The sequence below is a fragment of the Polynucleobacter bastaniensis genome (assembly GCF_018882205.1).
GTDB lineage: Bacteria > Pseudomonadota > Gammaproteobacteria > Burkholderiales > Burkholderiaceae > Polynucleobacter > Polynucleobacter bastaniensis.
The window spans coordinates 294,234-318,735 of the sequence record NZ_JACVOU010000001.1 but is presented as its reverse complement, the minus strand read 5'-3'; the positions used below and the strand labels follow the sequence as shown (position 1 = coordinate 318,735).

Genomic DNA, 24,502 nt, shown 5'->3' with positions numbered 1-24,502 from the left:
ATTTCCTCTTAATTAACCAGATCAGCCTTGACGCTGCTTATGACGTGCGTCTGAAGAACAGATCACGCGAACAACGCGTTTGCGCTTAATGATCTTGCAATTTCTGCAAATACACTTAACGGATGCTAAAACTTTCATAACTCACCTCTAAAAAAATAGGTACTACTTAATCTTTACTTCGCTCGGAAAATGATTCTGGCGCGTGTCAGGTCGTAAGGAGTCATCTCCACCGTCACCTTATCTCCCGGCAGGATGCGGATGTAATGCATCCTCATCTTTCCAGAAATGTGCCCTAGAACCACATGTCCGTTCTCTAGCTTCACGCGAAACATTGCGTTCGGCAAATTCTCAGTAATTTCTCCCGCCATCTGAATTACATCGTCTTTAGACATTCAGTTAAGCGCCCATCTTAAAGTTAGCTTTTTTCATTAAAGAACCATACTGTTGTTGCATTACGAATGACTGAACTTGAGCCATGAAATCCATTGCAACAACGACAATAATCAACAATGAAGTACCGCCAAAATAAAATGGTACGTTGTACTTCAACACTAAGAATTCTGGTAACAAGCAAACCAAAACCATATAAATTGCACCAGCCAATGTCAAACGAACCAAGATCTTGTCAATGTAGCGACCGGTCTGATCACCAGGACGAATACCAGGAACAAAGGCGCCGCTCTTCTTCAGATTATCCGCAGTGTCACGGCTGTTAAAAACCAAAGCTGTGTAAAAAAAGCAGAAGAAAATAATCGCCGCAGCATATAAGATTGTGTAAACCGGTTGGCCTGGGGCCAAAGTTGCTGCCAAATCTTTGATGACTTTGCTGAACATATTAGTTGGCTCGCCTGATGTAAACCAGCCAGCAATCGTTGCAGGGAACAAAATAATAGACGAAGCAAAAATTGGAGGAATAACGCCGGCCATATTTAACTTCAATGGGAAGTATGAAGATTGACCTCCATAGACCTTGTTGCCAACTTGACGCTTAGCGTAGTTCACCAAAATACGGCGCTGACCACGCTCTACAAACACCACAAAATAAGTCACTGCAATACAGATAACCACGATCAGCAATGCGGACAGGATATTCATTGAACCGGTGCGAACTAATTCGAGCAAGCTACCGATTGCAGTTGGCAGGCCAGAAACAATGCCGCCGAAAATGATGATGGAAATACCGTTACCAAGACCACGCTCAGTAATCTGCTCGCCAAGCCACATGAGGAACATCGTCCCAGTAACTAAAGTCACTACTGTGTTGAGTTCGAAGATCAGACCAGGGTTAATAACCAAACCTGGTTGAGCTTGCAACGCAACTGAAATGCCTAAAGCCTGGAATGTTGCCAAGAACACAGTGCCATAACGGGTGTACTGTGTAATCTTACGCTGTCCTGCTTGGCCTTCTTTTTTCAAAGACTCCAAGGAAGGAACAACAATTGTCATCAACTGCATGATGATTGAGGCAGAGATATAGGGCATGATTCCCAAAGCAAAAACTGTGAAGCGGGATAGCGCACCACCTGAGAACAGGTTGAACATACCCAAAATACCGTCTTTTTGCCCTGCGAACAATTGAGCTAATTGGTCTGGATCAATACCTGGCACTGGAATGTGCGCACCCAAACGGAACACGAGCAATGCTAAAACCAGGAATACCAAGCGTTGACGTAATTCGCCAAACTTGTTTCCTGACTGAGCAATACTTGCTGCGTTGGTGGGTGCGAGTGCCATTATTTACTAAAAACTAATTAAACCAAGTCAACCAATTTGCCGCCAGCTGCTTCAATAGCTGCTTTTGCACCTGCTGTAGCTGTAATACCCTTGAGGGTTACAGCAATAGTCAGTTCACCAGTCTTAATAACTTTTACCGAATTAATCTGCTCACCAGCAAAACCGTGGGCTCTCAAAACCAACAAGTCCACTTCCGGTAGATTGATTTTTGCTAAGTCGTTCAAAGTAATTTGACCAACATGACGACGTGTCAAAGACACAAAACCACGTTTTGGCAAACGACGATACATCGGCATCTGTCCGCCTTCGAATCCAACCTTATGGAATCCGCCTGAGCGTGACTTTTGACCTTTGTGACCACGACCAGCTGTTTTTCCAAGGCCAGAACCGATACCGCGACCTACGCGACGACGATTTTTATTGGAGCCCGGTGCGGGTTTGAGTGTATTGAGTTGCATATTCTTCGCCTATTTACTTGCTAGTTATTAGCCAACGACTTTAACTAGATAAGAAACTTTATTAATCATTCCGCGAACAGCTGGTGTGTCTTCCAATTCTGAAACAGAATTGATGCGACGCAGGCCTAGGCCGCGAACGGTTGCACGGTGGCTTTCGCGTGTGCCGATCAAGCTGCGTACTAATTGCAGTTTGACTTTGGAGTTAGTTGTTGTCATTTATAGATTCCTAATCTTTTGGTCTTAGCCGAGAATCTCTTCAACTGATTTACCGCGCTTAGCAGCAATTTCAGAAGGAGTGCTCATCTTGCTCAAGCCATCAATCGTTGCACGAACCATGTTGTAAGGGTTGGTTGAGCCAAGTGACTTGGCAACAACGTTAGTTACGCCCATTACATCAAAAATTGCGCGCATTGGACCACCAGCGATAACGCCAGTACCGTCTTTAGCTGGGGAAATCATCACGCGTGATGCGCCATGCTTACCTATCACAGTATGTTGCAAAGTACCTTTACGTAAGGAAACTTTGATCATCTTGCGACGCGCTTCGTCCATTGCCTTTTGAACAGCAACTGGAACTTCTTTTGATTTGCCTTTGCCCATGCCGATACGACCATCGCCATCGCCAACTACAGTGAGTGCAGCAAAGCCGAGAATACGACCACCCTTAACCACTTTAGTTACGCGATTTACAGCAATCATCTTCTCGCGAAGACCATCATCACGCTCTTCGTTTTGCATCTTGGTTTGCATTTTTGCCATGTCTTTTTCCTAAACCTTTTTAGAACTTCAGGCCGGCTTCACGCGCAGCTTCAGCTAAGGCCTTAATACGGCCGTGGTAACGATGACCGGAACGATCAAAAGCAACATCAACAATGCCTGCCTTAACAGCACGCTCAGCAACTAACTTGCCGATTTGTTTAGCCGCTTCAGCGTTGCCGCCATTTTTGATTGCTTGGCGTAAATCTTTTTCCATTGTTGAAGCAGCTGCTACAACTTTGGTTCCGCATGGGCTATAAACCTGAGCAGAAATATGTGTGTTGCTTCGGATAACTGTTAAGCGATTTGCCAATGCTTCGGCAATGCGAATACGAGTCTGCCTAGCGCGTCTTTGTCTGGATTCGTCTTTATTCATTTTCTAATCTCGCTTACTTCTTCTTAGTTTCTTTCAGGTGTACAACTTCATCCACGTAGCGAACGCCTTTGCCTTTGTATGGCTCTGGTGAACGGTATGCGCGAACTTCAGCAGCAACCTGGCCAACTTGCTGCTTGTTGGAACCTTTGATAATGATTTCAGTTTGAGTTGGGGTCTCAGCCTTTACACCCTTTGGCAGGTTGTAAATAATGTCGTGTGAGAAACCTAACTGCAATTTCAATGAATCGCCTTGGGCAGCAGCACGGTAACCAACGCCTACCAAGCTGAGCTTGCGCTCAAAGCCAGCAGTTACGCCAACAACCATGTTGTTTACCAAAGCGCGGGCTGTACCTGACTGTGCACCAGCTTCTGGTGTGTTGTTATTTAAAAAAACTGTCAATACGCCGTCTTCTTGTTTCAAACCAACAGAAGGATGCAAGTTGTGTGTCAAAGTGCCTAATGGACCCTTAACAGTAATGTTTGCACCGTTGATGCTGATTTCAGCGCCCTTAGGAACTGGAATAGGTGATTTACCAACGCGGGACATATTTCTCTCCTTACGCGACGTAGCAAATAACTTCGCCACCAACGCCGTTTGCACGTGCTTTGCGGTCTGTCATTACGCCTTGTGGGGTTGAAATAATTGCAATACCCAAGCCATTCATTACCTCAGGAATGTCATGACGGCCTTTGTAGATACGTAGACTTGGTGTAGATACACGGTCAATACGCTCAATAACAGGACGGCCTGCATAGTATTTGAGTTCAATGTGTAGCACTGGCTTAGCTGCTTCACCTTTGATTTCAAAACTGTCGATATAACCTTCATCCTGCAAGACTTTTGCAATAGCTACTTTAACTTTTGACGACGGCATCAAGACTACGGGTTTCTGCACTGCTTGCGCATTGCGGATCCTTGTCAACATGTCGGCGATTGGATCGCTGATACTCATGAGTTCTCCTAATTCTTTCGCCGCTTACCAGCTGGCCTTGGTTAAACCGGGGATTTCGCCACGAAAGGCGATTTCACGAATTTTGCTACGCGCTAAACCAAACTTGCTGAATACACCGCGCGGACGACCGGTTAATGAACAACGATTTCTTTGACGAATCGGGCTTGCGTTACGTGGAAGTGCCTGTAGCTTCAAGCGAGCCTCATAGCGCTCTTCATCACTGCGTGATTGATCAGCGATGATTGCTTTGAGTTCTGCACGCTTTACAGCGTACTTCTCTACAGTTTTTGCGCGCTTATTCTCGCGCTCAATTAGGGATAGTTTTGCCACGTTAGCCTCTTAATTGCGGAAAGGGAATTTGAACGCTGCTAACAAAGCTTTTGCTTCTTCGTCAGTCTTAGCGGTCGTCGTAATACTAATGTTGAGACCACGGAGGGCATCAATTTTGTCGTATTCGATCTCAGGGAAAATGATTTGCTCTTTAACGCCGATGTTGTAGTTACCACGGCCGTCAAATGCCTTACCGGAAATTCCGCGGAAGTCACGTACGCGTGGCAAAGCAACAGTCACGAAACGGTCTAAGAATTCGTACATGCGTGCACCACGCAATGTCACCATGGCACCGATTGGGTAACCTTGACGAATTTTAAAACCAGCAATCGCTTTTTTAGCTTTTGTCACAACTGGCTTTTGACCTGCTACTTTAGTCAAATCACCAACTGCATTTTCGATAATTTTCTTGTCGTTCACTGCATCGCCCAGGCCCATATTCAGGGTTACCTTAGTGATACGTGGAACTTCCATGATTGATTTATAGCCAAACTTGGTCATTAAATCAGCAACAACTTTTGCTTGATAGTGTTCTTGAAAACGTGTGCTCATAATTTCTCCGTGCCCCTTATGCGCTTAAAGTTGCGCCAGTGGTTTTGAGGAAACGTTGCTTTTTACCGTCCACGAGTTTGATACCAACACGTGATGGTTTGCCGTTACCGTCAACCACAGCCACATTAGAAATGTGAACAGGCATCGTTTTGTCAATCATGCCGCCAGTAACACCGGCTGCTGGATTTGGCTTAACGCTCTTTTTATAAATATTTACGCCTTCGATCACTAATTTGTTCTCGAGAACGGCTGTAACAGTTCCTTGCTTGCCCTTATCGCGGCCAGTCAACAGAACCACTGAATCACCTTTACGAATCTTTTTCATATCAGCCTCTTAAATAACTTCTGGGGCGAGAGAAACGATCTTCATGAACTTTTCAGTACGCAATTCGCGTGTGACTGGTCCAAAGATACGTGTGCCAATTGGCTCTAACTTAGCGTTGAGCAATACCGCAGCATTGCCATCGAACTTAATCAATGAGCCATCTGGGCGGCGAACACCTTTAGCAGTTCTCACCACTACGGCGTTGTAAATGTCACCTTTTTTTACACGGCCACGTGGAGCGGCGGACTTTACAGTCACCTTAATGACATCACCGATACTGGCGTAACGACGCTTAGAGCCGCCCAATACCTTGATGCACAAAACTTCACTGGCGCCTGTGTTATCAGCGACCTGTAATCTACTTTCGGTCTGAATCATTTTTTAATCCCCAACTTGTTAGCCAAAGGCAAACAGTCTTGGTTCCGTCTATGGGCTTTAACGAAAGCTAAAACCCGGAATTAATGAAAAAACACTGCTTCCCCAATAAAACCAGAGAAGCCAACTATAATACTACGTAAAACAGGGATTTGGCAATAGATTTCGCCAAAATCCCTAGTATTTCTTTAAATACCTTTGGACTCTTGCACTAACCGAGTTACCACCCAAGATTTAGTACGTGAAATTGGCCTAGATTCGGCAATTTCAACGGTATCACCCATCTTGTATTGACCAGCTTCGTCATGAGCGTGATATTTTTTGGACTGTCCAACATATTTGCCATATAGCGCATGTTTAACTTGGCGCTCAACTAGCACAGTCACAGTTTTTTGCATTTTATCGCTAACGACACGACCCACTAGGGTGCGGCGCAAGGGTTTAGATAATTCTGTCATATCCCTTTTTCCTTATTTCTGTGCAGTTTTTTGAGTAATAAACGTCTTTACGCGAGCAATTTCACGCTTAGTCTTACCCAATTGGCTGGTATTGGTGAGTTGCTGAGTACCTTTTTGCATACGGAGTTTGAAGCTTGTCTTCAAGAGCTCTGTCAATTCTGCGTTCAAGGCAACCAGGTCTTTGGATGCTAATTCTGTCTTTTTCATAATCTCTATCCCGATCAACCTAAGTGGCGAATCACGAAAGTGGTTTGTAATGGCAACTTAGCGGCAGCGAGCTTGAAAGCTTCGCGTGCCAATGTTTCATCCACTCCATCCATCTCGTACAATATCTTGCCTGGTTGAATTTCTGCTACGTAGTACTCTGGATTACCTTTACCGTTACCCATACGTACTTCAGCTGGCTTTTGCGAAATTGGCTTATCTGGGAAAATACGAATCCAGATACGACCACCACGCTTAATGTGACGGGTCATTGCGCGACGTGCAGATTCAATCTGACGTGCAGTCAAACGACCACGACCAATAGCTTTCAATCCAAAGTCACCAAAGGCTACTGAACTACCGCGTGTTGCCACGCCGGTGTTACGTCCCTTTTGTTCCTTGCGATACTTACGACGCTTTGGTTGTAGCATGCTTACTCTCCTGACTTCTGCGCTTCAGCACTTGTGGCTTCAACGACTTTCGGTACACGCTTTACAGTTGGCTTAGCAGCAACCAATGGCTTGCTGTCAGCTGCTGGTTTGCGTGCGCTTGTTTTGGCTGGTGCACGACGTGGCTTCTTTTCATCAGCCGCTGGCTCTGCTGTTACAGCTGGAGCATCAGCGCCGCGACCTAATGTATCGCCTTTGTATACCCAAACTTTTACACCGATGATGCCGTAGGTTGTTTCCGCTTCTGATGTAGCGTAATCAATATCAGCCTTCAATGTATGAAGTGGAACACGACCTTCACGGTACCATTCGCGACGTGCGATTTCTGCACCGTTCAAACGACCAGAAGACATGATCTTGATTCCTTGAGCACCAAGGCGCATTGCATTTTGCATTGCACGCTTCATTGCACGACGGAACATGATGCGCTTCTCTAACTGCTGAGTAATAGAATCAGCAATTAATTGAGCGTCCACTTCAGGCTTACGAATTTCTTCGATATTCACGTGGACTGGAACACCCATACGCTTTTGGAGTTCACGACGGAGCACTTCAATATCTTCGCCTTTTTTACCAATCACTACACCTGGACGTGAGCTATAGATAGTAATACGTGCATTCTTTGCAGGACGCTCGATGATTACCTTGCTAACAGATGCATTCTTCAACTTCTTTTTCAAATAGATGCGGACATCTACGTCCTCTTTAAGCATCTTTGCAAAATCAGTATTGTTTGCATACCACTTCGATGTCCAATTCTTCGTTACCGAGAGTCGGAATCCGGTTGGGTTTATCTTTTGTCCCATATCTTCCCTTAGTTACTCAAGGTCACGGTGATGTGACATGTTTGTTTTTCGATTTGATTACCACGGCCCTTAGCACGTGCTGTGAAGCGCTTCAAGGAAGTACCCTTATCAACAATAATTGTTGAAACCTTGAGCTCATCAATATCAGCACCCTTATTGTGTTCAGCATTGGCCATTGCAGACTCAACCACTTTTTTCACAATGAAGGCAGCTTTCTTGGGGCTGAAATTCAAAATGTTCAATGCGCGTGCAATTGGCAAACCACGAATCTGATCAGCAACCAAACGTGTTTTTTGCGCAGAAATGCGGGCGCCTTTGTGAATAGCTTTAACTTCCATCATCATCCCCTTACTTCTTCGTTACTTTCTTGTCAGCAGCGTGACCTTTGAAAGTACGGGTCAAGGCAAATTCGCCTAATTTATGACCCACCATGTTTTCTGATACATATACCGGAACGTGTTGACGACCGTTATGTACAGCAATCGTCAGACCAATAAAGTCTGGGAGGATTGTTGAACGGCGCGACCAAGTTTTAATCGGCTTTTTGTCTTTGTTGGCTTGTGCGACTTCAACTTTATTTACTAAGCTGGCTTCGCAAAATGGGCCTTTTTTAGCTGAACGTGTCATATCTATTTATCCTTATCGCTTAACGTTTTTGACGACGTTGAACGATCATCGAAGTTGTACGCTTATTGCGACGTGTACGATAACCTTTGGTTGGTGTGCCCCATGGGGAGACAGGTACACGGCCTTCGCCAGTTCTACCTTCACCACCACCGTGTGGGTGATCTACTGGGTTCATTGCCACACCGCGAACAGTTGGGCGGATACCGCGCCAGCGATTTGCACCAGCTTTACCGATAACGCGCAAGCTGTGCTCTTCATTACCAACTTCACCAATAGTGGCACGGCACTCGATCAAAATACGACGTACTTCACCAGAGCGCAAGCGCACCTGAGCGTATACACCTTCACGAGCCAATAACACTGCAGAGCCACCAGCGGAACGTGCGATTTGAGCACCTTTACCTGGCAACATTTCTACACAGTGAATCGTGCTACCAACTGGAATATTGCGAATTGGCAAATTGTTACCAGACTTGATTGGGGCTTCAGAGCCACTCATCAATGGCTGACCAACTGTCATGCCTTTTGCAGCCAGAATATAGCGGCGCTCGCCATCAGCAAACACGATCAATGCAATATTTGCACTGCGGTTTGGATCGTATTCCAAGCGTTCTACTTTTGCTGGAATACCATCTTTGTCGTTGCGTTTGAAATCAACAACACGATAGTGATGCTTATGACCACCACCCTTATGACGGGTAGTGATGTGACCATTATTGTTACGACCTGCTTTTTGGAACTGTGGCTCTACTAACGCTGCAAAAGGTTTACCTTTATGCAGGTCAGTGTTTACCACCTTGACCATTGAGCGACGACCTGGTGAGGTCGGTTTTGTCTTCATCAAAGGCATGATTAATTCGCCTCCGCTTCAAAGTTAATTTCTTGACCTGGCTTCAAGCTAACGTAGGCCTTCTTAGTATGGTCACGACGACCTTCAAAACGGCCATAGCGCTTTGGCTTACCTTTTTGATTTACGATTTGAACAGAGTCAACTTGCACTTTAAAGAGCAACTCAACTGCTTGTTTCACATCGCTCTTATTGGCGTCGCGTGTAACTTGAAATACCACTTGTTCGTTTTTCTCTGCAACCATGGTTGCTTTTTCAGAGATAACCGGCCCAAGCAGAACCTTCATCAAGCTGTGATCGTTTTTACGGACTTGGCTCATTTCAGCAACTCCTCAATTTTTGCGATCGCTGCTTTGCTTACCAATACTTTTTTGTATTGAACTAAGGCTAATGGATCAGCGTGCTGTGGCTCACATACAGCAACCTTATGCAAGTTGCGTGATGCCAAGTACAAATTCTCGCTAACCTGATCAACGATGATCAAGACTGAATCCAGGCCCATTGCTTTAACTTTGTCAGCTAAAACCTTAGTCTTTGGAGCATCAAGAGTAAATTGGTCAACAACATTCAAACGACCTTCGCGAGCTAACTGAGACAAAATAGATCTCATGCCAGCGCGGTACATTTTCTTGTTTACTTTTTGGCTGAAATTTTCTTCAGGTGAATTCGGGAATATACGACCACCTCCACGCCACAGCGGGGAAGAGCTCATACCAGCACGTGCACGACCAGTACCCTTTTGACGCCAAGGTTTTTTGGTTGTGTGCTTAACTTGCTCACGGTCTTTTTGTGCACGGTTACCGCTACGTGCATTTGCTTGGTAAGCCACAACAACTTGGTGTACCAATGCTTCGTTATATTCGCGCTCGAATACTTCTGGTGAGGCTTGAATGCCTGCGCCTAAAGTTCCGTTATCTTGGAGAAGCTTAAGTTCCATATTCGCTCTCCTTATTTCTTCTTCAACGGTGTCTTCACCGCTGGAGTAACAATCACTTTACCGCCTGGGGCACCTGGAATAGCGCCTTTAACCATGATGAGATTGCGTTCTGCATCAATGCGTGCGATGACTAAATTTTGTACAGTGCGTGTCTCGTCACCAAGGTGGCCAGTCATGCGCTTACCTGGGAAAACACGACCTGGATCTTGCGCCATACCGATAGAACCTGGCACGTTATGTGAACGTGAGTTACCGTGTGACGCGCGACCTGAAGCGAAGTGGTGACGCTTGATGGTACCGGCGTAGCCTTTACCAATCGTTACACCTTGTACGTCCACTTTTTGGCCAGCAGCAAATGCAGTGTCAGCAGGAATTACTTGTCCCGCTGCCATTTCTGCGATTTTTGCAGCATCTAATTGGAATTCGTTGAGACCGTTACCAGCCATCACACCCGCTTTGGCGAAGTGACCAGCCATTGCTTTGGTAACGCGAGTAGGTCTACGTGTGCCATGTGCTAACTGGATAGCATCATAGCCATCAGTTGCCTGGGTCTTGATTTGAGCGATTCTGTTGTCGCTCACGTCAATTACGGTGACAGGAATTGCTTCCCCTTCGTCCGTAAATAGACGGGTCATGCCGATCTTGCGACCGATTAAGCCTAAGCTCATATTCATGCTCCACGCCGACTTCGATTGGTCGGCAAAATTAATTTAAGTGATTTACAAGTAAAAGTACTTCTAAATCAATAAGTTACAACGATTTAATGCTGATTAACCCTAAATATCCGCCCAAATAATTGAGCGAAGCGTTAGATTCTATTCCGAAAATCCAGTCTTGGCAAGCGCAAAGACTGGAAATACTAAATTACTGCAACTTAATTTCGACGTCTACACCTGCTGGCAAGTCTAATTTCATCAAGGCATCAACAGTTTTCTCTGTAGGATCAACGATATCCATCAAACGCAGATGGGTACGAATCTCTAACTGGTCACGTGAAGTCTTATTTACGTGTGGTGAGCGCAAAATATCAAAACGCTCGATACGGGTTGGCAAAGGTACTGGACCCTTAACAACGGCACCAGTGCGCTTCGCTGTATCAACGATTTCAGCCGCAGACTGGTCGATCAAACGGTAATCAAATGCTTTAAGACGAATACGAATTTTTTGGTTTTGCATATTAATTCCAAAGAGCGTTGTGGTGCTGCCACGTTATATTTCTAAAGAGCTCGGTGACATCCGCAGCACGGACGTCACCGGTTAGCAAACCGCTAAATAATATTTACTTCTACCGCTTTAAATCTATTAAGCCAAAATCTTCGCAACCACACCGGCGCCAACAGTACGGCCACCTTCACGGATCGCAAAACGTAAACCTTCTTCCATCGCAATTGGTGCGATGAGTTTGACGGTAATCGTGACATTATCACCAGGCATCACCATTTCTTTGTCTTTTGGCAACTCGATTGAACCCGTTACGTCCGTAGTACGGAAGTAAAACTGGGGACGATAGTTGTTAAAGAATGGTGTATGGCGGCCACCTTCATCTTTACCCAAGATATACACCTCGGCTGTAAAGTGAGTATGTGGGGTGATTGAACCTGGCTTAGCCAATACTTGGCCGCGCTCAACTTCTTCACGTTTTGTGCCGCGTAACAAGATACCAACGTTATCGCCTGCTTGACCTTGGTCGAGCAATTTACGGAACATTTCAACACCAGTACAAGTAGTCTTGAGGGTTGGCTTGATACCGATAATTTCAATCTCTTCACCAACTTTAACGATACCGCGCTCGATACGGCCTGTAACAACAGTACCGCGACCGGAGATAGAGAACACGTCCTCTACTGGCATCAAGAACGCACCATCAATAGCGCGCTCTGGAGTTGGGATGTAGGTATCTAATGCATCAGCCAATTTCATGATGGCTTCTTTACCCATGGGGCCTTCGTCGCCTTCAAGCGCTAACTTAGCAGAACCTTGAATGATGGGTGTGTCGTCGCCTGGGAAGTCATACTTAGACAGAAGTTCACGCACTTCCATTTCAACTAGCTCTAACAATTCAGCATCATCAACCATGTCGCATTTGTTCAAGAACACCACGATGTAAGGAACACCTACTTGGCGGGCCAAGAGGATGTGCTCACGCGTTTGTGGCATTGGACCGTCAGCTGCAGAGCAAACCAAAATAGCGCCGTCCATTTGAGCTGCGCCCGTAATCATGTTCTTTACGTAGTCAGCATGTCCTGGGCAATCAACGTGTGCGTAGTGACGGTTTGCTGTCTCGTACTCCACGTGCGCAGTATTGATCGTAATACCGCGTGCTTTTTCTTCTGGAGCAGCATCGATCTGATCGTATGCTTTTGCTTCGCCACCGAACTGCTTGGAGAGCACGGTTGCAATTGCAGCTGTCAAGGTAGTTTTACCGTGGTCAACGTGACCAATAGTGCCAACGTTTACGTGCGGTTTAGTCCGCTCAAACTTTTCTTTTGCCATTTTTTTGTCTGCCTTCTTAGCTAGTCAATATTCAAAATAATGTGGATAAATTACTTCGCTTTAGCAGCCATCACTGCTTCAGCAACGTTCTTAGGTGCTTCGGAATAATGCTTAAATTCCATGGTGTAGGTAGCGCGACCCTGGGTCAACGAGCGCAAGCCAGTTGAGTAACCAAACATCTCTGCCAATGGCACTTCAGCACGCACGATCTTGCCGCCCCCTGGAATGTCATCCATACCTTGCAAAATACCGCGACGTGATGAGAGGTCGCCCATTACGTTACCCATGAAATCTTCTGGTGTTTCAACTTCAACAGCCATCATTGGTTCAAGCAATACTGGTGATGCTTTACGCATACCGTCTTTGAATGCCATCGAGCCCGCCATCTTAAATGCGTTTTCGTTGGAGTCAACGTCATGGTATGAACCGAAGAACAATGTCGCTTTGATATCGACGACTGGATAGCCAGCCAAAATACCGGAGTTCAAAGTTTCGATAATTCCTTTTTCTACTGCAGGGATGTATTCACGTGGGACTACACCGCCCTTAATAGCGTCAACGAATTCAAAACCTTTACCTGGCGCCTGTGGCTCTAACTTCAGCACCACGTGACCATATTGACCGCGTCCGCCAGATTGCTTAACGAATTTACCTTCGATTTCTTCGCAAACCTTACGAATAGTTTCGCGATAAGCAACTTGTGGCTTGCCAACAGTTGCTTCAACGCTAAATTCGCGCTTCATACGATCAACCAAAATTTCCAAGTGGAGCTCGCCCATACCGGAAATAATTGTTTGGCCAGACTCTTCATCTGTCTTCACGCGGAAAGAAGGATCTTCTTGTGCCAAGCGATTCAAAGCAAGGCCCATTTTCTCTTGATCAGCTTTAGTCTTTGGCTCAACCGCTTGTGAAATTACTGGCTCTGGGAATACCATGCGCTCCAAAATCACGATACCATCTGGATCACACAATGTTTCGCCAGTAGTTGCGTCTTTTAGACCAACCGCAGCTGCGATATCGCCTGCAAATACTTCTTTAATTTCTTCGCGTTCGTTTGCATGCATCTGCAACAAACGACCAACACGCTCTTTCTTGCCCTTGATTGGGTTGTAGATCGTGTCACCAGATTTCATTACACCTGAGTAAACACGGAAGAAGATGAGCTGGCCAACAAATGGGTCAGTCATGATCTTAAATGCCAATGCTGAGAATTTCTCATCATCAGCTGCTCTACGTGTTGTAGGTGTGCCGTCTTCCAATTCACAAGGAACTGGTGGAACATCTAATGGTGAAGGCAGCAATTCAACTACTGCGTCCAACATCGCCTGAACACCTTTGTTTTTGAAAGCAGTTCCACACATCATTGGAATGATTTCATTGGCAATTGTGCGTTGACGCAATGCTGTTTTAATTTCTTCCTCGGTCAATGCGTCACCACCAAGGTATTTCTCCATCAACTCTTCTGAGCTTTCAGCAGCGGCTTCAAGCAACTTCTCGCGCCACTCTTCAGCAGATGCTTGCAATTCAACAGGAATTTCTTCGTAGGTAAATTTAGTACCTTGTGATTCCTCATCCCAATAGATGGCCTTCATTTTGACTAAGTCCACAACGCCTTTGAAGTTTTCTTCAGCGCCAATCGGAATCTGGATCAAGATAGGATTTGCTTTAAGGCGTAATTTCATCTGGTCGTAGACCTTGAAGAAATTCGCGCCAGTACGGTCCATCTTGTTTACGAATGCCAAACGCGGAACGTGGTACTTGTTAGCTTGACGCCAAACAGTTTCAGATTGTGGCTGCACACCACCTACCGCACAGTAAACCATGCAAGCGCCATCCAAAACGCGCATTGAACGCTCAACTTCAATGGTGAAGTCTACGTGTCCTGGGGTATCAATAATATTGATACGGTGCTCTGGGAAATTACCAGCCATGCCCTTCCAGAAGGTTGTAGTAGCAGCAGAAGTAATCGTGATACCACGCTCTTGCTCTTGCTCCATCCAGTCCATGGTTGCAGCGCCATCATGTACTTCACCAATTTTGTGATTAACACCGGTGTAGAACAAAACGCGTTCTGTTGTTGTTGTTTTGCCTGCGTCAATATGCGCAGAGATACCGATATTGCGGTATCTGTCGATAGGGGTTTTACGTGCCACTGTTGGTACCTTTTATTTACTGTGCGATTAGAAGCGGAAATGTGAGAAAGCTTTGTTAGCTTCTGCCATACGGTGAACTTCTTCACGCTTCTTCATTGCTCCGCCGCGACCTTCTGCAGCTTCTAATAATTCGTTGGCCAAACGTTGAGCCATGGATTTTTCACCGCGCTTTTTAGCGGCTTCGCGCACCCAGCGCATTGCCAAAGCTGAACGGCGTGATGGGCGAACTTCAACAGGAACCTGGTAGTTAGCGCCACCTACACGACGGCTCTTCACCTCAACCATTGGCTTAACGTTGCCCATAGCTGTTGAGAAAATTTCGAGTGGTTCTTTGTTTGCTTTTTTCTCGATGTGATCAAAGGCACCGTAAACGATACGCTCTGCAACCGATTTCTTGCCGTCCAACATCAGGACGTTCATGAATTTTGCTACTTCTACATTGCCGAATTTTGGATCAGGCAGGATTTCCCGTTTGGGAACTTCACGACGACGTGGCATAACTACTCCTTCAGTTCAGTTAGGGGTGGCCCACATGGATCACCCGCTCCGGTTGCCCTACTATTTAGCGATTGAAATACATCAACTTCTAAACGGAACAACCACTTACTTGTCTTTTGAGTCTGACAAACAATGACTTAATACAAAAAACTACTGCTTAATTATTAAAAATTAAGCAGCTTTCTTAGCGCGCTTAGCACCATACTTGGAACGTGACTGCTTACGGTCTTTAACACCTTGTAAGTCAAGTGAGCCACGAACGATGTGGTAACGAACACCTGGCAAATCCTTTACACGACCACCGCGGATCAACACAACTGAGTGTTCCTGGAGGTTATGGCCTTCACCGCCAATGTATGAAATGACTTCAAAACCATTGGTTAAGCGAACTTTAGCTACTTTACGTAGAGCAGAGTTAGGCTTCTTAGGAGTGGTTGTGTACACACGTGTACATACACCACGGCGCTGCGGGCTGTTTTGCAGCGCAGGGCTCTTACTTTTAACGGTCAGCCGTGTTCTTGGCTTACGTAATAATTGATTAATTGTTGGCATAAAATAGCTCGGTTAGTACTTCTTTGTTGCTTTCTTCAAGAAAATCAATGACTTAGATAAATTCTAGGTCAAAAAGACCGTCTTCTGAATCAGTAGAACTCAGCATTCTAGCTTGGCCAGCCTTTTCCGTCAACCAAATGGGGAAAAAACTGGCCATTTCTGGCCAGAATTACCAAATTAGCTTGGATCAGCCTCCCCAGCAGGAGCAATCACTTCAGCCTCTATTTCTACAGGCATATCAGCCATTGCTTCCTCTTCGGCGGCAATCATTTGAGCGCGATCACGCTCGAATTGCTCTCTGACCTTGCGTGCACGGCGATAAGCCAAGCCAGTACCTGCAGGGATCAGGCGACCAATAATGACGTTTTCCTTGAGGCCACGGAGTGTATCGGTCTTGCCCATAATCGCGGCTTCGGTCAATACACGGGTGGTTTCTTGGAAAGAAGCCGCTGAAATGAAGCTGTCTGTCGACAAGGATGCCTTAGTAATACCGAGCAACACATTCTCGAACTGAGCTGGGCGCTTACCTTGTGCAATCACAGCATCATTTGCGTCATACAACTTAGAACGCTCAACTTGCTCACCAGTGATGTAGGCAGTATCTCCGCCATCAGTAATTTGCACGCGACGCAACATTTGACGCACGATCACTTCAATGTGCTTGTCATTAATCTTCACGCCTTGCAAACGGTAAACGTCTTGAACTTCGTCCACGATGTAAATCGCCAACTCTTCAATACCTCTGAGTGTCAAGATATCGTGTGGATCGGCAGGGCCTTCCACAATCATCTCGCCCTTGTTCACAACTTGACCGTCATGAACGAGAACTTGTTTCTCTTTAGGAATCAAGAATTCATTAGCTTCGCCGTCCATATCGGTAATCACTAAACGCTGCTTACCCTTGGTTTCTTTACCGAAGGAAACGGTTCCAGTGACTTTAGCCAATACGGCAGCATCTTTTGGTGAACGTGCTTCGAACAATTCAGCAACGCGTGGCAAACCACCGGTAATATCGCGAGTCTTCTGTGATTCGATTGGAATACGCGCCAACACTTCACCAACTTCAACTTTTTGACCATCTTTAACTGTGATCAAAGCGCCGACTTGCAAACCGATGTTTACTGGGTGATCTGTACCCGCAATCATCACTTCGCCACCTTTGGCATCAACCAAGTTGATCATTGGGCGAACGCCTTTGCTAGCAGCACTACGACGCTTACCGTCAATCACCACCAAAGTGGAGAGTCCGGTTACTTCGTCAACCTGCTTAGCTACAGTAACGCCCTCCTCAACGTTGTCAAAGCGAGCAATACCAGCGTACTCAGAGATGATTGGACGTGTTAATGGATCCCATGTTGCTAAGCTTGCGCCGGCCTTGACTGCAGCATCTTCTTTAAACAAGAGAGTTGCGCCGTAAGGCACTTTATGACGCTCACGCTCACGACCGTTATCGTCAATGATCACCGCTTCGCCAGAACGTGAAATCACGATCTGCTCACCTTTAGCGTTCTTAACAACACGCATCGTGCCTGAGAACTTCAAGGCGCCGTTAGACTTGGCTTCAATATTGCTCGCAACCAAGGCACGTGACGCTGCGCCACCAATGTGGAAGGTACGCATAGTCAACTGTGTGCCTGGCTCACCGATGGACTGAGCAGCGATAACACCAACCGCCTCACCAACGTTCACCAAGCCACCGCGACCTAAATCACGTCCGTAGCACTTTGCGCACAAGCCAAAGCGAGTTAAGCATGACAACACTGTGCGAACTTTAACTTCATCGATACCTAAGGCAACGATTTGATCAACGTGATCTTCATCGAGCAAGGTGTCGTGTGGAACAATTACTTCTTGTGTATCAGGATGAACGACGTCATCAATACATACACGACCTAAAATACGATCGCGCAATGCTTCAATGATTTCACCGCCTTCAACAAGCGCCTTCATTGTGACGCCGGTAGTTGCACCGCAATCATCTTCAATGACAACGAGGTCTTGAGTTACATCGCATAAACGACGCGTCAAGTAACCTGAGTTCGCTGTCTTCAACGCGGTATCAGCCAAACCTTTACGAGCGCCGTGGGTTGAGATGAAGTACTGCAACACGTTCAAACCTTCACGGAAGTTCGCAGTAATTGGGGTTTCAATAATGGAACCATCAGGCTTCGCCATCAAACCACGCATACCAGCTAACTGACGAATCTGCGCTGCAGATCCACGCGCACCAGAATCCGCCATCATGTAGATGGAGTTAAAAGATTCTTGACGCACAGTTTTGCCGTTACGGTCGAGTACGTCAACGTGTGACAACTCATCCATCATCGCTTTACCAACTTGGTCACCAGCAGCACCCCAAATATCAACCACGTTGTTATAACGCTCTTGATTGGTTACAAGACCTGACATGAACTGCTTGTCATATTCTTTAACCTTGGTAGAAGCTTCAGTGATGATGCGCTCTTTAGAGCTAGGAATCAGCATATCGTCGATCGCAACCGAGATACCGGCGTTAGTCGCCAAGCGAAAACCAGACTGTAAGAGACGGTCAGCAAAAATCACTGTTTCACGAAGACCGCACTTACGGAATGAAGTGTTGATCAAGCGTGAGATTTCTTTTTTCTTCAGAGGCTTATTAATTTCCTCAAAAGTCATACCCTTAGGCAAGATTTCTGACAAGATTGCACGGCCAACTGAAGTTTGATAAATCGAAGTCTTCTCAGCAAAACGGGCATCGCCCTCTGCTTTTTTGTCCACGATCTCAAACTCGGTAATACGCACAGCAACGCGGGAGGCTAATTCAACCTGGCCAGCATCATAGGCACGCATTACTTCAGTAATGTTAGCGAAAACCATACCTTCGCCTTTACCGTTGATCTTGTCACGAGTAGCGTAGTACAGACCCAACACCACGTCCTGCGAAGGAACGATCGATGGTTCGCCGTTGGCAGGGAACAATACGTTATTCGATGCCAACATCAAGGTACGTGCTTCCATTTGCGCTTCGAGCGACAAAGGAACGTGAACCGCCATTTGGTCACCGTCAAAGTCGGCGTTAAATGCCGCGCAGACTAATGGGTGCAATTGGATCGCCTTGCCTTCAATCAGCATTGGCTCGAAGGCCTGAATACCAAGACGGTGTAGTGTAGGCGCACGGTTCAACATGATTGGATGTTCACGAATCACTTCTTCGAGAATATCCCAAACGATTGGAGTCTGACTTTCAACTTCCTTCTTCGCAGCCTTAATAGTGGTTGCGATTCCTAAAGTCTCAAGCTTGTTGAAAATAAATGGCTTGAACAATTCCAAAGCCATCAATTTTGGCAAGCCGCACTGATGCAATTTCAATGTAGGGCCAACCACGATGACTGAACGACCTGAGTAGTCAACACGTTTACCCAACAGGTTTTGACGGAAACGACCGCTCTTACCTTTAATCATCTCAGCCAAGGACTTGAGAGGACGCTTGTTAGCGCCAGTCATAGCCTTACCGCGACGACCGTTGTCGAGCAATGAGTCAACCGCTTCTTGCAACATACGTTTTTCGTTACGAACGATGATCTCTGGTGCGCGCAACTCTAACAAACGCTTTAAACGGTTGTTACGGTTAATCACACGACGATAAAGATCGTTCAAATCGGAGGTAGCAAAGCGACCGCCATCCAATGGCACCAATGGGCGCAATTCAGGTGGCAATACTGGCAACACTTCCATGATCATCCAGTCAGGCTTAATACCTGAAGTCTGGAACGCCTCGAGCACTTTTAAGCGCTTAGCGTATTTCTTAATCTTGGCATCACTACCAGTAGCTTTTAAATCGGCACGAATGGTCTCTACTTCACGATCGATATCAATCGAACGCAAGAGATCACGAATACCTTCAGCGCCCATGATGGCAGTAAACGCACCGTCACCGTACTCTTCAGTCTTGGCAATGTACTCATCCTCAGACATGATCTGACCGCGCTTCATGGCGCCCTCAGGAGTCATGCCAGGATCAACAATGACATAGGCTTCGAAGTAAAGAACGCGTTCGATATCCCGGAGGGTCATATCAAGAACCATACCCAAACGGGATGGCAATGACTTCAAGAACCAGATGTGCGCTACAGGGGCAGCTAACTCAATGTGGCCCATGCGCTCACGACGTACCTTAGCGAGCGTAACTTCAACGCCGCACTTCTCGCAGATAACGCCACGGAACTTTAAACGCTTGTACTTACCGCATAAGCACTCGTAGTCTTTGGTTGGTCCAAAAATCTTGGCGCAGAACAAGCCATCACGCTCGGGCTTAAAAGTCCGGTAGTTGATGGTTTCTGGTTTGCGCACCTCACCAAAAGACCATGAGCGAATTTTCTCAGGGGATGCAAGACCAATCTTGATGACATCAAACTGCTCATCACCCTGCGTTTGCTTAAATAAATCGAGCAATGCTTTCATATCAGTTGCGCTCCATGTCAATGTCAATACCCAACGAGCGGATTTCTTTTACCAACACGTTGAAGGATTCGGGCATGCCAGCATCAATTGTGTGCTCGCCCTTGACGATGTTTTCGTAAACCTTGGTACGACCTGCGACGTCATCGGACTTCACCGTCAGCATTTCCTGCAAGACATATGAAGCACCGTATGCTTCGAGGGCCCAAACTTCCATCTCACCAAAGCGCTGACCACCAAACTGAGCTTTACCGCCCAGTGGCTGTTGCGTTACTAAGGAGTAAGGTCCGGTTGAACGTGCATGCATCTTGTCATCGACCAAATGGTGGAGTTTCAAGACGTGCATGACGCCAACAGTGACAGGACGCTCAAACTGATCGCCAGTACGGCCGTCGCACAAAATCATTTGCTGACGTGAAGGCGTCATCTTCAAAGAAGTAGCTACTTCTTCTGGATATGCCAACTCGAGCATGCGTCCGATTTCTGCTTCAGTAGCACCGTCAAACACTGGAGTAGCGAATGGCAAGCCTTGGCGCAAATTCTCAGCCAAAACATTGATCTGCTCATCAGTGAAGTTATCGATATCTTCGATACGACCGGTTTCGTTGTAAAGCTGCTTCATGAACTTACGAAGTTCAGCTTGTTTAGCCTGTTGACGAACCATTTCATCAATACGCTTACCAATACCTTGAGCCGCCCAACCTAAGTGGGTTTCCAAGATCTGACCTACGTTCATACGGGAAGGAACACCCAATGGGTTCAAGACGATGTCAACAGGGCGTCCGTCAGCCATGAATGGCATATCTTCCGCTGGTGCGATTTTAGAAACCACACCTTTGTTACCGTGACGACCGGCCATCTTGTCACCAGGCTGTAAGCGACGCTTAACGGCCAAGTACACCTTAACCATCTTTGTTACGCCAGGCTGCAAATCATCGCCTTGGGTAAGCTTAGTGCGCTTCTCTTCGAAGGCCTCATCAAACTGCTTACGCTTCGCTTCGATAGAAGATTTGATTGCTTCAACTTGTGAGGCAACTTCATCATCCGCTGGACGAACATCGAACCAATGGTATTTGTCTAAGTCAGCAAGGTATTCCTTGTCGATCTTGGTGCCTTTAGCTAATTTCTTAGGGCCGCCGTTAGCAACTTTGCCAATCAACAGCTTTTCTAAACGCATGAAGGCATCGCCCTCAACGATACGCAACTGGTCGTTTAAGTCCAAACGATAGCGCTGTAATTCTTCTTGAATAATGGCTTGTGCACGGGCATCGCGCTCAATACCTTCACGGGTGAAGACTTGAACGTCAATAACAGTACCAATCATTCCAGATGGAACGCGCAAAGAAGTATCTTTAACGTCGGATGCTTTTTCGCCGAAGATCGCACGCAGTAACTTCTCTTCTGGAGTGAGAGTAGTCTCACCCTTCGGAGTAACTTTACCAACCAATACGTCGCCAGCTTCAACTTCAGCACCGATGTAAACAATACCGCTCTCGTCCAAACGGGAAAGTTGTGACTCTGCCAAATTAGAAATATCGCGCGTAATTTCTTCTGAGCCCAGTTTGGTGTCACGAGCAACAACCGACAACTCTTCAATATGAATAGAGGTGTAACGGTCGTCAGCAACCACTTTTTCAGAGATCAAGATTGAATCTTCGAAGTTGTAACCGTTCCATGGCATAAATGCCACAGTCATGTTTTGACCCAAAGCCAATTCACCCAAATCGGTAGATGCGCCGTCAGCAACTACGTCGCCGCGGACAACTCGATCACCGGCCTGAACAATAGGACGTTGGTTGATGTTGGTGTTTTGGTTTGAACGGGTGTACTTGATGAGGTTATAAATATCTACACCAACTTCACCAGCCGCTGTCTCATCATCGTTTACACGAATCACGACGCGGTTTGCGTCAACATAGTCAACGATACCGCCGCGGGACGCCAAAATAACCGTACCTGAGTCAACCGCAACAATACGCTCTAAGCCTGTACCAACCAATGGCTTATCTGGACGCAAGCAAGGAACCGCTTGACGTTGCATATTCGCACCCATCAAGGCACGGTTCGCATCATCGTGCTCCAAGAAAGGAACCAATGAAGCAGCAGCAGAAACGATCTGGCTTGGAGCAACGTCGATGAAATCGATGCGCTCTGGGCTAACCATCATGGTTTCACCAGCTTGACGAGCTGAAACCAATTCGTCAGCCAACTTACCATTTTTGTCGATCGTTGCATTAGCCTGAGCAATGACGTATTTCGCCTCTTCAATAGCAGAGAGATACATCACTTCATCGCTTACCTTGCTATTAGCGACCTTGCGATATGGCGTTTCCAAGAATCCATGCTCATTCAAACGCGCAAACAAGGCGAGTGAGTTGATCAGACCAATGTTTGGTCCTTCTGGAGTCTCAATTGGGCAAACACGTCCATAGTGGGTTGGATGCACATCGCGCACTTCGAAGCCTGCGCGCTCGCGTGTCAAACCACCAGGTCCCAATGCAGAAATACGACGCTTGTGCGTGATCTCTGACAATGGGTTCGTTTGGTCCATAAACTGGGACAGCTGTGAAGAGCCGAAGAACTCACGAATCGCTGAAGAGATTGGCTTGCTATTAATCAAATCATGCGGCATGAGGTTTTCAGTTTCGGCTTGGCCGAGACGTTCTTTAACCGCACGCTCAACACGTGACAAACCTGCACGGAATTGATTCTCTGCTAACTCACCTACGCAACGTACACGACGGTTGCCTAAGTGATCGATGTCATCGACTTCGCCTTTGCCGTTACGCAAGTCAACCAAGGACTTAATGGTGTCGAGGATGTCTTCATCCGATAAAACCATTTTTCCTTCCATCTCAGAGCGACCGAGACGGCTGTTTACTTTCATACGACCAACGCGTGATAAATCGTAGCTATCTTCGTTGTAGAACAAGCGCTGGAACAAGGCTTCAACAGCATCTTCTGTTGGAGGCTCACCAGGACGCATCATGCGATAGATGGCAATACGAGCAGCCATTTGATCTGCAGTTTCATCAGTACGCAATGTCTGTGAAATGTATGCGCCAGAATCCAAATCATTGGTGTAAATGGTTTCCAATTGCTTGATGCCTGCATCGCGCAATGTAGCCAACAACTCTTCAGTGATTTCATCGTTAGCATAAGCCAAGATTTCACCGGAGTCTGGGTCAATGATGTTGCGTGCAACTACGCGGCCAACTAAGTAATCATCTGGTACTACGATGTTCTTAGTCTTAGCTGCTTCTAGTTCACGGATATGCTTTGCATTGATACGCTTGTCTTTTTGAATGACTACTACGCCATTCTTGTCGAGCACATCAAAGTTAGCCATTTGGCCACGCAAACGCTCTGGTACAAATTCCATTGATGCGCCGTTTGCGCTCAATGCAAAATGATCAAAGTTAAAGAAGTTTGCAAGAATCTGTTCGTTGTTTAAACCAATTGCTTTTAGCAAAATGGTGACAGGCATCTTACGACGGCGGTCAACGCGGAAATACAGAATATCTTTTGGATCAAACTCAAAATCGAGCCACGAACCACGGTAAGGAATGATGCGTGCTGAGAACAGCAACTTACCTGAGCTATGTGTCTTGCCCTTATCGTGTTCAAAGAACACGCCTGGGGAACGGTGTAACTGAGAAACAATCACGCGCTCAGTACCGTTAATAACAAAAGAGCCGTTATCGGTCATGAGTGGAATTTCACCCATGTAGACTTCGCTCTCTTTAACCTCTTTAACCTTAGTCGGTGCTTCGCGATCATAAATAATCAAGCGAACTTTTGCACGTAAGGCTGAGTGATATGTGTAACCACGTTGTTGACATTCTTTAACGTCAAATGGTGGCTGTGCCAATTGATATGACACGTATTCCATACGTGCATAGCCATTGTTGGAAACAATTGGGAATGCTGATGTAAAGGCAGCTTGAAGCCCCTCTGTAAGACGAGACATGGCTGGCTTTTCAGCCTGTAAAAATTTAGCGTAAGATTCCAGCTGCGTTGCGATCAGGTATGGAACCTGATGATTATTTACTCGCTTAGCAAAGCTTTTACGGACTCGCTTGCGTTCGGTGAAGCTGTAGTTCATTTCATCTCCGAATTCAGCGACTGTACAAAGATTTGGCGATTGGCCACTACCAATCACTGGCGGACAACACTAAATCG

30 protein-coding genes are annotated in these 24,502 nt (G+C 46.4%); all 30 read right to left on the bottom strand.

The window, feature by feature from the left end; genetic code table 11:
- Positions 1 to 21: 21 nt before the first annotated feature.
- The 30 genes from rpmJ to rpoB all read right to left on the bottom strand — a co-directional run bounded on the left by rpmJ (position 22) and on the right by rpoB (position 24,425).
- Entirely contained in the window at positions 22 to 138 is a 117-nt protein-coding gene (rpmJ, locus tag ICN22_RS01755) for a 50S ribosomal protein L36 (protein ID WP_012357167.1), read from the bottom strand.
- Positions 139 to 173: 35 nt separating this feature from the next.
- Complete coding sequence (gene infA, locus ICN22_RS01750; RefSeq protein WP_216168564.1) at positions 174 to 392, bottom strand: translation initiation factor IF-1; 219 nt, start codon at positions 390 to 392, stop codon at positions 174 to 176.
- A gap of 4 nt (positions 393 to 396) precedes the next feature.
- Positions 397 to 1,734 carry a preprotein translocase subunit SecY gene (gene secY / locus ICN22_RS01745; RefSeq protein WP_216168563.1) on the bottom strand — a complete coding sequence of 446 codons (1,338 nt, stop codon included), beginning with the start codon at positions 1,732 to 1,734 and terminating at the stop codon, positions 397 to 399.
- Between the two features lie 17 nt (positions 1,735 to 1,751).
- Complete coding sequence (gene rplO / locus ICN22_RS01740; RefSeq protein WP_215328358.1) at positions 1,752 to 2,192, bottom strand: 50S ribosomal protein L15; 441 nt, start codon at positions 2,190 to 2,192, stop codon at positions 1,752 to 1,754.
- 27 nt (positions 2,193 to 2,219) lie between these two features.
- Positions 2,220 to 2,408, bottom strand: coding sequence for a 50S ribosomal protein L30 (gene rpmD / locus ICN22_RS01735; RefSeq protein WP_046329387.1), 189 nt, complete (start codon positions 2,406 to 2,408; stop codon positions 2,220 to 2,222).
- Positions 2,409 to 2,432: 24 nt separating this feature from the next.
- Positions 2,433 to 2,951, bottom strand: coding sequence for a 30S ribosomal protein S5 (gene rpsE, locus ICN22_RS01730; RefSeq protein ID WP_015420248.1), 519 nt, complete (start codon positions 2,949 to 2,951; stop codon positions 2,433 to 2,435).
- A gap of 19 nt (positions 2,952 to 2,970) precedes the next feature.
- Positions 2,971 to 3,324 carry a 50S ribosomal protein L18 gene (gene rplR, locus ICN22_RS01725; protein WP_046329386.1) on the bottom strand — a complete coding sequence of 118 codons (354 nt, stop codon included), beginning with the start codon at positions 3,322 to 3,324 and terminating at the stop codon, positions 2,971 to 2,973.
- A gap of 13 nt (positions 3,325 to 3,337) precedes the next feature.
- Positions 3,338 to 3,871: a 50S ribosomal protein L6 gene (gene rplF / locus ICN22_RS01720; protein ID WP_216168562.1), complete on the bottom strand. Its 534-nt coding sequence runs from the start codon at positions 3,869 to 3,871 to the stop codon at positions 3,338 to 3,340.
- Positions 3,872 to 3,881: 10 nt separating this feature from the next.
- Entirely contained in the window at positions 3,882 to 4,277 is a 396-nt protein-coding gene (gene rpsH, locus ICN22_RS01715; protein ID WP_015420245.1) for a 30S ribosomal protein S8, read from the bottom strand.
- A gap of 24 nt (positions 4,278 to 4,301) precedes the next feature.
- On the bottom strand, positions 4,302 to 4,607 hold the full coding sequence (gene rpsN / locus ICN22_RS01710; protein WP_015420244.1) for a 30S ribosomal protein S14: 306 nt from the start codon (positions 4,605 to 4,607) through the stop codon (positions 4,302 to 4,304).
- A 9-nt stretch (positions 4,608 to 4,616) separates the two neighbouring features.
- Positions 4,617 to 5,159 (bottom strand): 50S ribosomal protein L5, encoded by a 543-nt coding sequence (gene rplE, locus ICN22_RS01705; RefSeq protein WP_215328355.1) that lies wholly within the window; start codon positions 5,157 to 5,159, stop codon positions 4,617 to 4,619.
- 16 nt (positions 5,160 to 5,175) lie between these two features.
- Entirely contained in the window at positions 5,176 to 5,484 is a 309-nt protein-coding gene (gene rplX / locus ICN22_RS01700; protein ID WP_011901911.1) for a 50S ribosomal protein L24, read from the bottom strand.
- A 9-nt stretch (positions 5,485 to 5,493) separates the two neighbouring features.
- Positions 5,494 to 5,862: a 50S ribosomal protein L14 gene (gene rplN, locus ICN22_RS01695; protein WP_015420241.1), complete on the bottom strand. Its 369-nt coding sequence runs from the start codon at positions 5,860 to 5,862 to the stop codon at positions 5,494 to 5,496.
- Positions 5,863 to 6,047: 185 nt separating this feature from the next.
- Positions 6,048 to 6,317: a 30S ribosomal protein S17 gene (gene rpsQ / locus ICN22_RS01690; RefSeq protein ID WP_046329381.1), complete on the bottom strand. Its 270-nt coding sequence runs from the start codon at positions 6,315 to 6,317 to the stop codon at positions 6,048 to 6,050.
- A 12-nt stretch (positions 6,318 to 6,329) separates the two neighbouring features.
- Positions 6,330 to 6,524: a 50S ribosomal protein L29 gene (gene rpmC / locus ICN22_RS01685; protein WP_015420239.1), complete on the bottom strand. Its 195-nt coding sequence runs from the start codon at positions 6,522 to 6,524 to the stop codon at positions 6,330 to 6,332.
- A 14-nt stretch (positions 6,525 to 6,538) separates the two neighbouring features.
- Entirely contained in the window at positions 6,539 to 6,952 is a 414-nt protein-coding gene (gene rplP / locus ICN22_RS01680; RefSeq protein WP_088526677.1) for a 50S ribosomal protein L16, read from the bottom strand.
- A 2-nt stretch (positions 6,953 to 6,954) separates the two neighbouring features.
- A complete protein-coding gene (rpsC, locus tag ICN22_RS01675) occupies positions 6,955 to 7,776 on the bottom strand; it encodes a 30S ribosomal protein S3 (RefSeq protein ID WP_216168561.1) in 822 nt (273 codons plus the stop codon).
- An 8-nt stretch (positions 7,777 to 7,784) separates the two neighbouring features.
- On the bottom strand, positions 7,785 to 8,117 hold the full coding sequence (gene rplV / locus ICN22_RS01670) for a 50S ribosomal protein L22 (protein ID WP_205621309.1): 333 nt from the start codon (positions 8,115 to 8,117) through the stop codon (positions 7,785 to 7,787).
- A gap of 7 nt (positions 8,118 to 8,124) precedes the next feature.
- Positions 8,125 to 8,403 (bottom strand): 30S ribosomal protein S19, encoded by a 279-nt coding sequence (gene rpsS / locus ICN22_RS01665; protein ID WP_046329379.1) that lies wholly within the window; start codon positions 8,401 to 8,403, stop codon positions 8,125 to 8,127.
- Positions 8,404 to 8,422: 19 nt separating this feature from the next.
- On the bottom strand, positions 8,423 to 9,253 hold the full coding sequence (rplB, locus tag ICN22_RS01660; RefSeq protein ID WP_216168560.1) for a 50S ribosomal protein L2: 831 nt from the start codon (positions 9,251 to 9,253) through the stop codon (positions 8,423 to 8,425).
- A 2-nt stretch (positions 9,254 to 9,255) separates the two neighbouring features.
- Complete coding sequence (gene rplW / locus ICN22_RS01655) at positions 9,256 to 9,570, bottom strand: 50S ribosomal protein L23 (protein ID WP_076024545.1); 315 nt, start codon at positions 9,568 to 9,570, stop codon at positions 9,256 to 9,258.
- Complete coding sequence (gene rplD, locus ICN22_RS01650) at positions 9,567 to 10,187, bottom strand: 50S ribosomal protein L4 (protein WP_046329377.1); 621 nt, start codon at positions 10,185 to 10,187, stop codon at positions 9,567 to 9,569. The genes rplW and rplD overlap by 4 nt, the downstream gene beginning before the upstream one ends.
- 11 nt (positions 10,188 to 10,198) lie before the next feature.
- Positions 10,199 to 10,855, bottom strand: a complete 657-nt coding sequence (rplC, locus tag ICN22_RS01645) for a 50S ribosomal protein L3 (RefSeq protein WP_216168818.1) — start codon at positions 10,853 to 10,855, stop codon at positions 10,199 to 10,201.
- A gap of 196 nt (positions 10,856 to 11,051) precedes the next feature.
- Positions 11,052 to 11,363, bottom strand: coding sequence for a 30S ribosomal protein S10 (rpsJ, locus tag ICN22_RS01640; RefSeq protein ID WP_011901899.1), 312 nt, complete (start codon positions 11,361 to 11,363; stop codon positions 11,052 to 11,054).
- Between the two features lie 126 nt (positions 11,364 to 11,489).
- Entirely contained in the window at positions 11,490 to 12,680 is a 1,191-nt protein-coding gene (gene tuf, locus ICN22_RS01635) for an elongation factor Tu (protein WP_215305625.1), read from the bottom strand.
- A gap of 50 nt (positions 12,681 to 12,730) precedes the next feature.
- Entirely contained in the window at positions 12,731 to 14,833 is a 2,103-nt protein-coding gene (fusA, locus tag ICN22_RS01630) for an elongation factor G (protein WP_216168559.1), read from the bottom strand.
- A gap of 27 nt (positions 14,834 to 14,860) precedes the next feature.
- The gene (rpsG, locus tag ICN22_RS01625; protein WP_011901897.1) at positions 14,861 to 15,331 is read right to left on the bottom strand and encodes a 30S ribosomal protein S7; all 471 of its coding nucleotides are present in this window, start codon (positions 15,329 to 15,331) and stop codon (positions 14,861 to 14,863) included.
- Positions 15,332 to 15,502: 171 nt separating this feature from the next.
- Positions 15,503 to 15,883, bottom strand: coding sequence for a 30S ribosomal protein S12 (rpsL, locus tag ICN22_RS01620; RefSeq protein WP_041484791.1), 381 nt, complete (start codon positions 15,881 to 15,883; stop codon positions 15,503 to 15,505).
- A 177-nt stretch (positions 15,884 to 16,060) separates the two neighbouring features.
- Positions 16,061 to 20,323 carry a DNA-directed RNA polymerase subunit beta' gene (gene rpoC / locus ICN22_RS01615; protein ID WP_216168558.1) on the bottom strand — a complete coding sequence of 1,421 codons (4,263 nt, stop codon included), beginning with the start codon at positions 20,321 to 20,323 and terminating at the stop codon, positions 16,061 to 16,063.
- Position 20,324: 1 nt separating this feature from the next.
- A complete protein-coding gene (gene rpoB / locus ICN22_RS01610; protein WP_216168557.1) occupies positions 20,325 to 24,425 on the bottom strand; it encodes a DNA-directed RNA polymerase subunit beta in 4,101 nt (1,366 codons plus the stop codon).
- Between the last annotated feature and the right edge of the window lie 77 nt (positions 24,426 to 24,502).

What these genes read in the sequence shown, in the direction of transcription:
- rpmJ (WP_012357167.1), bottom strand. Translation starts at nt 138, where the DNA reads ATGAAAGTTTTAGCATCCGTTAAGTGTATTTGCAGAAATTGCAAGATC.
- infA (WP_216168564.1), bottom strand. Translation starts at nt 392, where the DNA reads ATGTCTAAAGACGATGTAATTCAGATGGCGGGAGAAATTACTGAGAAT.
- secY (WP_216168563.1), bottom strand. Translation starts at nt 1,734, where the DNA reads ATGGCACTCGCACCCACCAACGCAGCAAGTATTGCTCAGTCAGGAAAC.
- rplO (WP_215328358.1), bottom strand. Translation starts at nt 2,192, where the DNA reads ATGCAACTCAATACACTCAAACCCGCACCGGGCTCCAATAAAAATCGT.
- rpmD (WP_046329387.1), bottom strand. Translation starts at nt 2,408, where the DNA reads ATGACAACAACTAACTCCAAAGTCAAACTGCAATTAGTACGCAGCTTG.
- rpsE (WP_015420248.1), bottom strand. Translation starts at nt 2,951, where the DNA reads ATGGCAAAAATGCAAACCAAGATGCAAAACGAAGAGCGTGATGATGGT.
- rplR (WP_046329386.1), bottom strand. Translation starts at nt 3,324, where the DNA reads ATGAATAAAGACGAATCCAGACAAAGACGCGCTAGGCAGACTCGTATT.
- rplF (WP_216168562.1), bottom strand. Translation starts at nt 3,871, where the DNA reads ATGTCCCGCGTTGGTAAATCACCTATTCCAGTTCCTAAGGGCGCTGAA.
- rpsH (WP_015420245.1), bottom strand. Translation starts at nt 4,277, where the DNA reads ATGAGTATCAGCGATCCAATCGCCGACATGTTGACAAGGATCCGCAAT.
- rplE (WP_215328355.1), bottom strand. Translation starts at nt 5,159, where the DNA reads ATGAGCACACGTTTTCAAGAACACTATCAAGCAAAAGTTGTTGCTGAT.
- rplX (WP_011901911.1), bottom strand. Translation starts at nt 5,484, where the DNA reads ATGAAAAAGATTCGTAAAGGTGATTCAGTGGTTCTGTTGACTGGCCGC.
- rplN (WP_015420241.1), bottom strand. Translation starts at nt 5,862, where the DNA reads ATGATTCAGACCGAAAGTAGATTACAGGTCGCTGATAACACAGGCGCC.
- rpsQ (WP_046329381.1), bottom strand. Translation starts at nt 6,317, where the DNA reads ATGACAGAATTATCTAAACCCTTGCGCCGCACCCTAGTGGGTCGTGTC.
- rpmC (WP_015420239.1), bottom strand. Translation starts at nt 6,524, where the DNA reads ATGAAAAAGACAGAATTAGCATCCAAAGACCTGGTTGCCTTGAACGCA.
- rplP (WP_088526677.1), bottom strand. Translation starts at nt 6,952, where the DNA reads ATGCTACAACCAAAGCGTCGTAAGTATCGCAAGGAACAAAAGGGACGT.
- rpsC (WP_216168561.1), bottom strand. Translation starts at nt 7,776, where the DNA reads ATGGGACAAAAGATAAACCCAACCGGATTCCGACTCTCGGTAACGAAG.
- rplV (WP_205621309.1), bottom strand. Translation starts at nt 8,117, where the DNA reads ATGATGGAAGTTAAAGCTATTCACAAAGGCGCCCGCATTTCTGCGCAA.
- rpsS (WP_046329379.1), bottom strand. Translation starts at nt 8,403, where the DNA reads ATGACACGTTCAGCTAAAAAAGGCCCATTTTGCGAAGCCAGCTTAGTA.
- rplB (WP_216168560.1), bottom strand. Translation starts at nt 9,253, where the DNA reads ATGCCTTTGATGAAGACAAAACCGACCTCACCAGGTCGTCGCTCAATG.
- rplW (WP_076024545.1), bottom strand. Translation starts at nt 9,570, where the DNA reads ATGAGCCAAGTCCGTAAAAACGATCACAGCTTGATGAAGGTTCTGCTT.
- rplD (WP_046329377.1), bottom strand. Translation starts at nt 10,187, where the DNA reads ATGGAACTTAAGCTTCTCCAAGATAACGGAACTTTAGGCGCAGGCATT.
- rplC (WP_216168818.1), bottom strand. Translation starts at nt 10,855, where the DNA reads ATGAGCTTAGGCTTAATCGGTCGCAAGATCGGCATGACCCGTCTATTT.
- rpsJ (WP_011901899.1), bottom strand. Translation starts at nt 11,363, where the DNA reads ATGCAAAACCAAAAAATTCGTATTCGTCTTAAAGCATTTGATTACCGT.
- tuf (WP_215305625.1), bottom strand. Translation starts at nt 12,680, where the DNA reads ATGGCAAAAGAAAAGTTTGAGCGGACTAAACCGCACGTAAACGTTGGC.
- rpsG (WP_011901897.1), bottom strand. Translation starts at nt 15,331, where the DNA reads ATGCCACGTCGTCGTGAAGTTCCCAAACGGGAAATCCTGCCTGATCCA.
- rpsL (WP_041484791.1), bottom strand. Translation starts at nt 15,883, where the DNA reads ATGCCAACAATTAATCAATTATTACGTAAGCCAAGAACACGGCTGACC.
- rpoC (WP_216168558.1), bottom strand. Translation starts at nt 20,323, where the DNA reads ATGAAAGCATTGCTCGATTTATTTAAGCAAACGCAGGGTGATGAGCAG.
- rpoB (WP_216168557.1), bottom strand. Translation starts at nt 24,425, where the DNA reads ATGAACTACAGCTTCACCGAACGCAAGCGAGTCCGTAAAAGCTTTGCT.